General features: G+C 41.8%; 8 protein-coding genes. 5 read left to right on the forward strand and 3 right to left on the reverse strand.

The window, feature by feature from the left end; translation table 11 throughout:
* The first annotated feature begins 3 nt into the window (after positions 1-3).
* Complete coding sequence (locus VPNCDNU1_RS24855; protein ID WP_104402862.1) at positions 4-1,101, forward strand: tetratricopeptide repeat protein; 1,098 nt, start codon at positions 4-6, stop codon at positions 1,099-1,101.
* A 69-nt stretch (positions 1,102-1,170) separates the two neighbouring features.
* Here the strand turns inward: VPNCDNU1_RS24855 and sstT are convergent, their stop codons facing one another.
* The gene (gene sstT / locus VPNCDNU1_RS24860) at positions 1,171-2,385 is read right to left on the reverse strand and encodes a serine/threonine transporter SstT (RefSeq protein WP_104402863.1); all 1,215 of its coding nucleotides are present in this window, start codon (positions 2,383-2,385) and stop codon (positions 1,171-1,173) included.
* 415 nt (positions 2,386-2,800) lie between these two features.
* Here sstT and VPNCDNU1_RS24865 point away from each other — a divergent pair, with 415 nt between their 5' ends.
* Positions 2,801-5,107, forward strand: coding sequence for a response regulator (locus VPNCDNU1_RS24865; protein ID WP_104402864.1), 2,307 nt, complete (start codon positions 2,801-2,803; stop codon positions 5,105-5,107).
* Positions 5,108-5,146: 39 nt separating this feature from the next.
* Here the strand turns inward: VPNCDNU1_RS24865 and VPNCDNU1_RS24870 are convergent, their stop codons facing one another.
* Entirely contained in the window at positions 5,147-9,097 is a 3,951-nt protein-coding gene (locus VPNCDNU1_RS24870) for a response regulator (RefSeq protein WP_104402865.1), read from the reverse strand.
* Between the two features lie 164 nt (positions 9,098-9,261).
* Between VPNCDNU1_RS24870 and VPNCDNU1_RS24875 the strand changes: the two genes are divergently transcribed.
* Together VPNCDNU1_RS24875 and VPNCDNU1_RS24880 are read left to right on the forward strand one after the other, a co-directional pair.
* Entirely contained in the window at positions 9,262-10,386 is a 1,125-nt protein-coding gene (locus tag VPNCDNU1_RS24875) for a hybrid sensor histidine kinase/response regulator (RefSeq protein ID WP_104402866.1), read from the forward strand.
* A 48-nt stretch (positions 10,387-10,434) separates the two neighbouring features.
* Positions 10,435-10,947, forward strand: a complete 513-nt coding sequence (locus VPNCDNU1_RS24880; RefSeq protein WP_104402867.1) for a GNAT family N-acetyltransferase — start codon at positions 10,435-10,437, stop codon at positions 10,945-10,947.
* A gap of 87 nt (positions 10,948-11,034) precedes the next feature.
* Here the strand turns inward: VPNCDNU1_RS24880 and VPNCDNU1_RS24885 are convergent, their stop codons facing one another.
* A complete protein-coding gene (locus VPNCDNU1_RS24885; protein ID WP_104402868.1) occupies positions 11,035-11,652 on the reverse strand; it encodes a LysE family translocator in 618 nt (205 codons plus the stop codon).
* Between the two features lie 208 nt (positions 11,653-11,860).
* Here VPNCDNU1_RS24885 and VPNCDNU1_RS24890 point away from each other — a divergent pair, with 208 nt between their 5' ends.
* The gene (locus VPNCDNU1_RS24890) at positions 11,861-12,520 is read left to right on the forward strand and encodes an HAD family hydrolase (protein WP_167404889.1); all 660 of its coding nucleotides are present in this window, start codon (positions 11,861-11,863) and stop codon (positions 12,518-12,520) included.
* Positions 12,521-12,574 lie beyond the last annotated feature (54 nt).

Genomic DNA, 12,574 nt, shown 5'->3' on the forward strand with positions numbered 1-12,574 from the left:
CCTATGAATGTAATGACCATTGCCATTGGCGCTTCCGTTATCTGTCTCATACTAGTAGGAGTCGGTATGATGACGATCAGCAGCCGAAAGCGCGCTGAAGAACGTGATAAAGCCGCCCGTGAAGCCGCATATAAAAAGGCAATGGAAGCCTCTAAAGCAAAAGATCATCAAGAGCGTGTGTACAAAGCTGAAACGGGTCACATTCCAACTCAGTTATTCTTGGCAAAAGAAGCTGAAATAGGAAATCCGAGAGAAGCTTTGCATTGGTATGAGCGGGCTGCGAATGCAGATAATGAAATTGCTATGTACAGCGTTGTTCGCCTGTGTAACCGCTTTAGTGATAATCACATTATGAACCTTAAAGGAAAGTATTGGGGTAAAGTGATAGAAGCGAGAGGTGGTGACAAGCAAGCGCAGTTTGAAGTGGGCTTATGTTTGTTAAAAGGTCATGGTATTGATCAAGATTTGCAAAAAGGCATTGATTTAATCCAAGAGGTGGCTGAAGAAGGGAATATCGATGCTCAGTTGTACATGAGTGATTGGTACGTCGCGGAATCGAACCCTACGCCTAACTCCGCATTAGCTGCAGAATGGAGCTACAAAGCCGCAAATCATGGCTCAATTGAAGGAATGATTCGTTTGGGTCGGCATTATGCTGAAGGACAAGGCGTTGAGCAAAATCACACTCGTGCCACATACTGGCTAGAGCGAGCTGCCGAAACGGGCAGTGGGCGAGCGCAATTTTATGCTGGCGAACTTTGGGCTGATACAGATGCTCAAGGCAATGCGCTTGCTTATATTTGGTTTTTTCTTTCTGCTCATTCAGGTTTTTCAAAAGCCAAGAAACGTCGTGATGAAATTGGTAATGTGATTGGCATTGATGCCATTGTAGGTCTTCAAGGGTTAACTAAACCCATTTTATCAAGACTAGAAGAAGGGAAAATCAAAAGACATTCGATCATCAAGGCACTAAATAAAATGTACAAGCGTGATGAATATTTCCCTGAGATCCATGGCGATGAATTTGTGGTAAGAACGTTAGAACAAGAAAATACTGAACAACCCAGTAAATCTTCTGATTTCACCCAAGCAATGAGTTAGCGCATGCTTACCTAGCCTAATTACAGTTTCTTTGGAAATACCCCGCGATTGAAGCGGGGCATTTTTTTATTATGAATGTTTATCCAAAGATTTACAGACTGCTGCCGTGAATACTACGTCGGTCGAACTGTTCAAAGCGGTTTCTGCGGAGTCTTGAATCACACCGATGATGAACCCAACGGCAACGACTTGCATCGCAATGTCATTTGGAATACCAAATAACCCACAAGCCAAGGGAATTAAAAGTAAAGATCCACCCGCTACACCAGATGCACCGCACGCTGATACGGCCGCGACAATTGATAGAAGTAGGGCGGTCATTACATCAATCTGAATACCCATGGTATGCACTGCGGCTAACGTAAGAACTGTGATAGTAATGGCTGCGCCGCCCATGTTAATCGTCGCCCCTAAAGGAATAGAGACAGAATACGTATCTTCATGCAACTTAAGCTTGGAACACAAATTCATATTGACTGGAATATTGGCTGCACTTGAACGTGTGAAGAAAGCCGTCACGCCACTTTCTCGTAAGCAGGTTAAAACGAGAGGATAAGGGTTTTGTTTCGTCTTGGCGTAAACGATGGCTGGGTTAATGATCAGCGCCATAATGAACATCGATCCCAACAATACGGCCAGTAATTGCGCGTAACCGAAAAGAGCGTCGAAGCCAGTGGTTGCAAATGTAGATGCGACAAGCCCGAAAATACCAAACGGAGCCAGTCTGATAATAAAGCGAACGATCTGTGAAACACCATGACTTAAATCCTCGAAAACAGCCTTGGTAGTATCTGAAGCGTGGTGTAATGCCAGCCCCAAAGCAATGGCCCACGCCAAAATGCCAATATAGTTTGCATTCATTAGAGCGCTGACGGGGTTGTCTACCAGCTTAAACAAAAGGGTGTGTAAGACTTCCGCTATGCCTTGTGGAGGGGTTGCCCCTTGTGCTCCTGCGACTAATGTTAGGGTTGTAGGGAAAACAAAGCTCATCACAACGGCGGTTAAAGCCGCAAAGAATGTACCCAAAAGGTAGAGCACAATAACGGGCTTCATATTTGTGTGCTGATTTTTCTTTTGGTTGGCGATGGAGGCGGCGACAAGAATGAATACTAAAATGGGGGCAACCGCTTTAAGTGCACCAACAAAAAGATCACCTAGCATACTCGCTTCTATTGCGGTATCTGGTGAGGTAATGGCGAGTGCAACGCCAAAAGAAATACCTAAGAGTATCTGTAAGACAAGATTTCCGTTTGCTAACCGTGATAATACGGAAGAGTTGTTCATAATCTTTCCTGTAATGTAATAAGTTTTAGCCTAAGTCAGGTGCTGAAGTACTCATTCACCCCGATTGTTCCTATAAATATCCGAACTCTTTGTTTCGGTGGTGCGATCTTATAGATTGCAGTTTTATTGTCTAGGTTAATTGAGTTATTTATGTTTTAAAATTTACTTTTTGATGTTTAACCTAGGTGTATGTTCTGTTAATGGATTTAAAATTAGCATTCATTATCGTGAGGTGAGGAGGGTTTCTAGAAGATAAACGTAGGAAACATGATTTATTAGATTCGGCAAATTATTGATTAGAAATGAAAACTTTTTGAGCTAATTAAAAAAGTACCAATAAGCAACTGAGTTTTTATTAAATTGGATTTTTCCAGCTATGCTTAAGGAATAAAAATAGACGTTACAGGTTATTCATATGACTATCTTAAGTAGCGTATTAAGTTGGAAAGCTAGGTTAGGTCTGTCCCGTCAGATATTGGTCTTGTTGTGCTTGTTAGGCAGCTTGTTTGCTGTTTTGTCGATACTGTCAAATGCCTATTGGGAACAACATAAAAATTCTGAAAGGACGGAAGCGATTTTGGCTTCTGTTGATACGTATTTTGTTCCCAAGATCCAGCGTTATTTAAAGGTGCAAGATCCGCTTCAGCTTGAAGCGGTGGTCAAAGAGCTATATCGCTTTGCAGAAGTCGATGGCGTAAAAATAGCCATGTCAGGATCAAACGATATTCAGCTTGGTCAAATCTCTTCGCAAAATTCAGTGGTCTCTCATTGGAGCCTTGAAGGTGGGGCCTCTGATCAAACGTTAAGCTTAGCGTTAATGTCACCTAATCAAATCGAATGGCAAGACAGGTTCTCGTTTCAAGAATTTGCGACGCAATGTTTGCTCGCTCTAATGTTGGTATTGATTGGGTACATCACTTTATTAAAATCAATCATCAAACCAATTCGCGAAATGTCTCGTCGGGTTGGGGAAATCGACGAGAATAACCTCCCAAAAAAAATTCACCTTCAATCACGCATTTTCAAAGACGAAATGTCGCAGTTTAATGAGCGATACAATAATGCGGTAGACCGAATTCGAGAGACCTTTCTTCAACTATCTAATACGTGCCAGCAAGCCGAAATAGCGAAGGCACGGAAAAGCGACTTAATGGCAACAATGAGTCACGACATTCGAAATTCGTTAAATAGTTACGTTGGAATGGTTTCACTATTGAAAGATGAACCTAGCAAAGAAGAGCTGAAGGAGTTTTCTGCTCTTATCCAAAGAGCGACCGCAAATTTGCAGGACTTAGTCAGTGATATTCACGATATGTCTCAGTTGGAAACCGGTCGGTTAGACATTGTTAAGAAGGATTTTAGTATTACTGAACTGGTGGATGATATTGATGCTATGTTCCGTGCTAAAGCGACAGAAAAAGATCTTTTATTCCAATGCACAATAGATTCAAGCATCAGTCCAAGATTACTTGGTGATAAAAGCCGTATTCGACAAGTGCTGCGAAATTTATTGAGCAATGCAATTAAATTTACGGATAGCGGTTACGTTCTTTTAGACGTTCAACACCTATCGTATGACGACAGTTCCGAAACGATACTTTTTGAAGTCAAAGACAGCGGAGTTGGAATTGATAAGTCTCAGCAAGAAGAAATATTTGAACAAAATGGCCCAAGTGATGACAGCGAAAGAAATACCACCGGAGTACGTTTAGGCATAACACGAAACCTAATACACCTTATGGGGGGGAACTTAAGACTGGATAGCGAGCCTGGAGTTGGGACTCATTTTTCGTTTACCTTACGATTCTCGCACTCCTTAGAGCAGTCTGTATTGATCGAAGAAGAACTTGATAAACCAAGGGCGTTACTGCTCGACGACTATTGCTTGAATATGAGAATTACGTCCATTCAATTGGACAAAATGGGGTGGGAGTCAACATGCTGCCAAGACATTAGCTACGTTACTACTATGTTGAAAATGGCGCTTAAGAAAGGGTTAGCTTACCAGCTTCTAGTGATAGATCATGATTTAGCGTATCTCGACAGTTTCGATTTTGTTAAGCAAATAAAGAACGGGCTTGGGGATAATGCTCCCGCAATTATGATGATATCTTCATCCAAGTTTGATCATAAAGAAGCCATAAAATGTGGGGTCGATACCTGTCTTGCAAGACCTTATGATGTTGATGACCTTGAACCCAAAGTAAAGTCGATATTAGAGAAAAAGCCATTAACTCGCCCTTCGCATGTGTTGGAAAGAAAACCTGCGGCGAAATCGCTATTGAAAGTCTTGCTGGTGGAAGACCAAGTCTCTAATCAAGTTGTAATGAAAAAGATGCTGGAGCGACTAGGTGTTGATGTTAGCGTGGCAGAAAATGGGCGAGTGGCTGTATCAAAGTGCGCAGTAGAGCATTATGATTTGGTCCTAATGGACTGCCAGATGCCTGTAATGGATGGGTTTGAAGCAACGTTTTCTATTCGAAAAATGGAGAACGAATCTAGCTTGAGGGTTCCTATTGTCGCATTGACTGCCAACGTATTAGCAGAAGAGAAAAAGAGATGTTTTGAAGTTGGGATGGATGGGTTTGTTTCAAAACCGGTTAGTTTAAGTAAGTTGTCCACAGTACTTAGAAAGCACGTTTCCAACTTTGAATTCCTAGTCAAAGATTCCAAATCAAACTCAGAGAGTAGAGAGCTTTCGAAAAAGCGAACAGCTCATTAAGTTTTTAGATAACCTCAGCTTTTGGTCGCGAAGCTGAGGTTAAATAGATTGCTTAAGTCTTGCCAACATATCAGCCGCTTGGTCAAACTGGAAGTTATCCAGTAATTCGCTCATTTCGTTAAGTGGTGATGCATCACCAAGGTTATATTTTTGCAATTCTTCAATAATGGTGAGAGCTTCTGTATCTGCTTCCAGTAACGCTGTGTTTAACTGTTCGATAAGCTTGTGGAAGCTACTGTCGATGGCTATTTTATCTTGTGGCTTTTCTTCTGCTTCATGAATTTGTGAATTAACCATTTCCACAAAGGACATCATTTTCTTCACGTCATCTGTTAAAAGAGCCTGCCCATTTTTTATCTCTTTTTCCATTCTAGAGGATTGCTGATAAAGGAAATCGACGGAAAGGTTTGCCGATGCCCCTTTTATGGCATGCAGCTTGTCTTTGGCTTTTTCTAACTCCTGCTCGTTAGCCATATTCAACAATTCTTCCATATCGTTGACTTGCGACTTAAAGAAGCGTTTTAACGTCGAGAAATAGATTTCCGCATTGCCCGATAACCGATGTAAACCGGCTTTAAGGTCGATGCCTTCGATCTCTGGAAAAGTATGCTCTGAATTCACGTTATTCTCCGGTTTTTTAGTATGACCATTTAAGGCTGGCTTCGGATGGCTTGCCTCTGGTTTCTTGCTCGATAGGTTTTGTGCGAATTCGGAAATTTTAGCCAAAAGCCCAGGAACGTGGATTGGCTTAGCGATGTGGGCATTCATTCCGACATTCAGGCAAGCTTCCACATCTTCACGCATGGCATTAGCTGTCATGGCCAGCACTGGCAAAGTGAAATCATCGTATTGTTTCCGAATTTCTTTAGTGGCGGTAAGACCATCCATAACGGGCATTTGCATGTCCATCAATACGACATCGAATGTGTGCTTGTCTAATAAATCGAGTGCTTCCAAACCATGATTTGCGATGCTCACTGTTGCCCCTTCATTTTCAAGTATGGTTGAGGCAATTTCTTGGTTCGTGATGTTGTCTTCCACTAATAATATTCTGGTTCCTGAAATATTGTGTTCAGTTTTGGATTCAGTAGACGCTTGCTGGACGTCTTCGGCAATGTAACTTCCCAATGTGTCTACAATGGTATCAAGCAGGTTGGATGGGTTGACGGGCTTTAAGACAAGCCCATCGATAAGGTGACCATATTGGCTGTTGAAATCGAGTTGATTGCCATACGCAGTGATCAAAATTGTTTTAGCATTGGGGCAAAGTTGATGTTCGATCATATGCTCAATGGCTTGTATTCCATCAATTTCCGGCATTTGCCAATCTACTAAAAGCAAGTCATATTGTTTTTTCTGTTGTTCGAGTATTTGATATGCATCTTGTGCGTTCGATGCGACGTCGACATCAAACATCATGTCGGTCAGCATGCTTGCAACGATAAGCCTTGCGGTATCATTATCATCAATAACCAATGCACTTTTGTGCTGAGTAATTAGATAGCGCTCTTTTGCTTCTGTTTCTTCATTGATTTCCAGTTCCAACTCGAACCAAAAATGGGAGCCTTTGCCGTATTGGCTGCTCACCATAATCTCACCGCCCATAAGCTGAATTAATTGCTGGGATATAGAAAGCCCTAGCCCCGTCCCGCCATACTTGCGAGTTGTTGACGTATCCCCCTGATTAAAGGCTTGGAAAAGGTTGTTGATCTGCTCAGGAGTCATCCCGATGCCTGTGTCCTCTACTGCGAATCGCAAGACAGCAAGGTTACCAGTTCGGGCTTCTTCAGAAACACTAATAATAACTTCACCACTCTCCGTAAACTTAACAGCGTTGCCCGCTAAGTTGATGAGCACTTGTCCTAGCCTTAATGAGTCGCCAGTTAACTGATTCGGGATATTCGGTGAAACATTAAAAATCAGCTCTATCCCCTTGTCTTCAGATTTCACGGACAATACGTTAGCTAAGTTATCGAGAACTTTATCGAGATTGAACTCCGTATTTTCAATTTGAAGTTTGCCTGCTTCGACTTTCGAAAAATCCAGAATGTCGTTTATGATGCCGAGAAGCTGCTTACTGGCATAATCGATTTTCTCAACGTAAACACGCTGTTGCTCTTCTAAACTGGATGAAAGGACAAGGTGAGTCATTCCCATAATCGCATTCATTGGCGTCCGGATTTCGTGGCTCATATTGGCTAAGAAATCGCCTTTTATTTTGCTGAGTTTATCTGCCGAGTCTTTTGATTCAATCAACTCGCGTTCTAATTGTTTTGTCTCCGTTACATCCATAAAGGTACCGACGATACCCATAATCCCATTGTTCTGATCATAAAATGGTGCTTCGTAAACGATCAGATCGCGCTCTTCTTCATTGCCATTGGTGAGTACCATTTCAAACTCAAGGCGTTTTGTTCCTTGAAGAAGCTCCAACTCATAACGCTTTAGTACGTGTACGGTATCTTCGTTAAATAGTGACTCTATGTGGCTTCCAAGTACTTCATCAACTTTCAACCCCATGAACTCGCAAAACTGCTCATTAACACCAAGGTATTCCCCTAATCGATTTCGGTAGTACGTAGGGTTAGGAATGGAGTCGATAATGTGCTGGTTAAGTTCTAGCTGTCTTGTAACCTCTTGTTCTGTTTCTCGTTGTTGCTCTATGTTCAAGCCTAATTGAAATGCGATGCTGAAGTTTTCTACCAGTTCATTGAGGATCCTCAGGTTGTTTTTACTCAGCTTTTTGATGGTTCCTATTTGTATTACCCCTAGAGGCTTATTGTTGGCCTGAATAGGAAACGCATGCAGTTCAATTAACTCCATGGTCATTTCACCCATGCCAATTTTTAATGGCGCATCCGAAGTTGCTTCCACCACTAAGTGAGAGCCGCTTTCTAAGCAGTAATAGGGGAACGTATAGTTTTCGGGTGTTGGGTCATAGATGTTGCCAAAACTGTTAATGGAGACTAAATCGCCGCTTTTATTTTGATAGAAAGTGATGAGTGGAAAAGAGAAATGAGTGTTCAAAAACTGCTTGGTAGCAGATACAACGTCATCAAGCTGTTCTTTACCACGAATCACATCATTATAGTTTTGAACGGTTTGTCCTATTCTAAGCTCATTTCTTAAATTAAAGAGTAACGAGTTAATTGCACTGGAAAATGCACCAAGCTCCCCTTGCACTTTTTCGCTGAGTTTGAAGTCATAGTCTTGATCATTCACTTTTGATATAACTTGGTTTTGCATGCGACCAAGTGGCGCTATGTAGACAAGCCAAAGCAAAATAAAGGATAAAGCTAAGAAAAAGCCAAGGATCAGAATGCCTGTAAACAGTATTTGGGAGTTGCGATCTACGTGCTTTTCCGCCGACATCTGCTCTTTGTTTAGCCTATCCATACTCGATAAATAAGCCGATTCAATGGCGGACATTATTTTTGATTTTTCATTAAAATAGGTTTGCCCATAAAGAAGGGAGAGCGCGTTACGTTTACTTTGAGAGGTCGCAAGCTCGATTTGTTCGAAGGCTTCTTCTTCTAACTCAACAAGTTTGTCCGATTTTGATAGGGCTTCAGCAAGCGAATTGACTTCATCTTCAGACATCCCTGCCTTATAAATACGTTGCAAGAAGGTATCGCCGATGAATCCAGGTGTCAGGGTGAAATTTAAATGAGGTTCAGTGGCGATCACATCCCAGTAGCCAAATTCGTGACCTATCGGGATAGGCGCTTTTCCGTTTCGAACATCTAGAACTCTTTCAAACAACGCCTTCCACTTGACGTCTCCAGTTAAGGCGTAAGCACGTGCGAATTTCGTTAAATTATCAGAACTTTGCTTAAGCTCACTTCCCATTTTTATTAAGTTGGCTTGATCTTGGAGGATCTGCTCTTCTTCTTCGAAAACATCTATTGTTCGATCGACGACAAAAATGATACTAATGTTCACGATAAACATTAGTAAAAACAATAAACTAAATAGAGTCTTCATTTTCATGGAATTACCACGCTACTACGGAAACACAACTCTAATTAGCATAGTTAACAATGTGCTATTTACCCAAGTAGACAACTGCTTGATTTCAGAAATTTTAATTTGGCTCAATAACTCTCATTTTCCTCGTCTATACTTGAGTTAAAAAACGGGGTGTTACGTGATCTATGTATGAACTTTTGATTGTTGATGATGTGGCAGAAAACTTAAGGATGTTGCAGCTTATCATGCAGCAGCCTGAGTATCGTATTCGAGCTGCTACCAGTGGGCATATCGCTTTGAAGCTGGTGGAAAAACAAAAACCCGACTTGATCATTTCAGACATCAAAATGCCCCGCATGTCGGGGATTGAATTGTGTAAAATCCTAAAAGAGAACACCGATACCAGCGACATCCCGGTTATTTTTGTCAGCGCTTTTACGGATGTAGAAAGCATCGTTGAAGCTTTAGATGCTGGGGGTGTGGATTACATTTCGAAACCGTATCGTCCTCAAGAAGTATTGGCGAGAGTAAAGACTCAACTTACGCTCCGAGAAGCACAGAAAAAACTCCTTAAGAAAGAGCTCACTTCCGCGCTAAACAACTTAGTGGTTGGGGTCGCAAATGAAATTAATACCCCTTTAGGGACGAGTATTCTTACGTCCACACATATGAGAGAAACCATTTTGAGTTTCGAGCAACAGTTTAGAGATCAGAAGATCACTAGCTCGAAATTAAAAGATTTCATTATTTTCTGCCACGACAGCGTCGACCTCAATCTGAATAACTTGAATCGGGTTGCCGATATGATGGAAATGTTTAAATCTATTTCGGATACAGAAAATGAATTGAACATTGAAGAAGTGAGCTTGATTAAAATCATCGAAAAAGTAATCGCACACTTTCATGCAAAACTTGCCGAAGCAGGCGTTATGGTTCGGTTAGATGGGGAAAAAGAACTATTGAAAACCGATGCAAAATTGCTTGGTATTGTCTTCAATAACTTGATAGAGAACTCTCTAGTACATGCCTATTCAAACAAAGAGGAAAAGCGCAATATTCATATTTCATGGCAGCGGGCGGGTCAGCATCTCACGATTACTTACTGGGATAATGGTGCTGGCGTTGAAAGCGAGATTTTAACAGAAGTTATGCGTCCGTTCTTTACCACAAAAAGAGGGCGAGCAGGGCACGTTGGCTTGAGTGCAACGGTCGCAGCAAACATCATTAACACATCTCTAGCCGGTAATGCGAAGCTAGAATCAGATGAAAGAGGGCTGGTTTGGCAAATAAAGCTTCCTTTTGAACTTTAAATCAATATCGCTGCCCTATCTTAGAGGCTAACAATAGTAATTGAATCAATGACCGACTCTCCTACAGCGCGATGTGCCTTCGTTAAAGCGCAACTTAAAGACATTCCAAATATCAATGCCCTGATCTTTGATTCAAAAGCATCTTGGGGATACAGCCCAGAGCAAATCGAGCTTTGGCGCGCAGGGCTTACCATTACAGAGGCGTGTTTTATGCACCGTCATTTCTACAAAGGGATGACCCCAGATGGTCTTTTATGTTGTGTATATTCATTTAGCCAATCGGAAGGTAAAGTCTTCGAGTTAGAGGATTGTTTTGTTTCCCCTCGATTTCTAGGGTTAGGCTTTGGCAATCAAATGATGAATGACGTGTTTGATCGAATGATGGAGAAATCGGCAGAAAAGTTGATCATTGTTTCGGACCCAAATGCAGTGGGTTTCTACCAAAAATATGGCGCTACTCAAGTGGGGGTTTATCCATCGTTACCGCAAGGGCGCCAATTGCCGATTTTAGAAATTTTACTGACCCCACAAGATCTCGATAAGTTGAATTCCGTATCTTAAGACCAGATGAGGTAAGTAACCTGAATGCAGGATAATTTAAACCTTTTAATGCTACTTAGCGGTCGCTAAAACACACCTTAGTTGAGGCTAATTGTCACTCAAAGCCAGTTTAGCTCCTAGCCCCGCAAAACTGGCTGAAAAGACTTTTTGGATCAACGCAATTGCGCGTTTCGATTGAGTCACATATTGGCTTACTTGATGAGCCAACACACCGTAAGCGACAAACACCACAAAAGTCATCAACATGAATACTCCGCCTAATGCCAACATACTTGAAAGCGTTGCTTCGGTATTGCTAGGGACGAATTGTGGAAGGAAAGCCAAAAAGAACAACGATAGCTTGGGATTCAATATATTGAGAAGAAAAGCTTGAATGGCGACTTTTTTAAACGATGTATTCTCTGTATTAGAAAATGCCATTTTCCCTTCGTTACTGGCGCGCCACATTCCCCAAGCGAGATAAAGCAGATACGCGGCGCCTGCGTACTTAATGACCTGAAACGCTAATGCGCTGGTGTGTAATATGGCACTCAAACCCAATACACACGCCATAAGTGCTGGAATAATACCTAAAGTACAGCCGAAGGCAGCTGCCATACTGGCACGTCGACCTTGAAATAGCCCAACGGAAATTGTGAATATCACACCCGTCCCAGGTATTAAAACGACAATTAGGGATGTGAGAAGAAATTCCATGCTTATCATTACAACTTCCTTGCTTGCTATAAGAACACGCTAATGTTCACTGTAAATGGGAGTGAAGACTAACACAACCCAAGTTAATGGCATTATTAAGATTTTACTCACTCTATATCAATTTTTTATGGTGTTTTTTTAACAATTTGGTTACTATTTGCGGGCTATCAAAAGCAGTACTGTTAACACTTAAAATTTGGACAGCAAGGAGGGAATATTGGACTATCAAACCATAATTTTTGATTTGGACGGCACGCTCATCGAACCCCGGCAAGGCTTCATACGGTCCATAAATTACTCGCTGCAAGCACACAACTTCCCCAGTTACCCAGAGCAGCATTTACTCAATTACATCGGCCCCCCGTTAGACCTCACATTTTACGATATCACCAAGCAAAACGACCCCAAACTCATACAATCTCTCGTCGACAAATACCGCGAACGTTATTCTGAAATCGGATATAAAGAAAACACTCTGTATACTGGCATTGCCCAAACGCTTAAAACCCTCCATCAATCACAACAATTTACACTCGGTCTTTGTACATCTAAACGAGCAGATTACGCGAGCCAAATTCTAGAAATGCATGGTCTTCGAGATCTCTTTGCGTTCGTTGATGGTGGTGATGTAGGTATCGAGAAGTGGCAACAATTGGAGTCGTTGAAAAACAACGGGATTATTACATCACGTTCTCTTATGGTCGGAGACCGAGCTGTAGATTTAACCGCTGCCCATAAAAATGGACTCTCCAGTGCAGGTGTTCTTTGGGGCTACGGTTCAAAACAAGAACTTACGGCAGAAAACCCGAATCATTTATGGTCTAAGACTCAAGATATATTAACCCTCTTAGAGCATAAGTGTTCAGGGTGCCATTAAGCCTTTGTAGAGTAATGCGGGGATAGATCCCTCAGCGCATTAAAATCCGTTATA

Source organism: Vibrio penaeicida, assembly GCF_002933855.1.
Taxonomy (GTDB): Bacteria; Pseudomonadota; Gammaproteobacteria; order Enterobacterales; family Vibrionaceae; genus Vibrio; species Vibrio penaeicida_A.

Coding starts and splice junctions, on each gene's coding strand:
- VPNCDNU1_RS24855 (WP_104402862.1), top strand. CDS start 4: ATGAATGTAATGACCATTGCCATTGGCGCTTCCGTTATCTGTCTCATA.
- sstT (WP_104402863.1), bottom strand. CDS start 2,385: ATGAACAACTCTTCCGTATTATCACGGTTAGCAAACGGAAATCTTGTC.
- VPNCDNU1_RS24865 (WP_104402864.1), top strand. CDS start 2,801: ATGACTATCTTAAGTAGCGTATTAAGTTGGAAAGCTAGGTTAGGTCTG.
- VPNCDNU1_RS24870 (WP_104402865.1), bottom strand. CDS start 9,097: ATGAAAATGAAGACTCTATTTAGTTTATTGTTTTTACTAATGTTTATC.
- VPNCDNU1_RS24875 (WP_104402866.1), top strand. CDS start 9,262: ATGTATGAACTTTTGATTGTTGATGATGTGGCAGAAAACTTAAGGATG.
- VPNCDNU1_RS24880 (WP_104402867.1), top strand. CDS start 10,435: ATGACCGACTCTCCTACAGCGCGATGTGCCTTCGTTAAAGCGCAACTT.
- VPNCDNU1_RS24885 (WP_104402868.1), bottom strand. CDS start 11,652: ATGATAAGCATGGAATTTCTTCTCACATCCCTAATTGTCGTTTTAATA.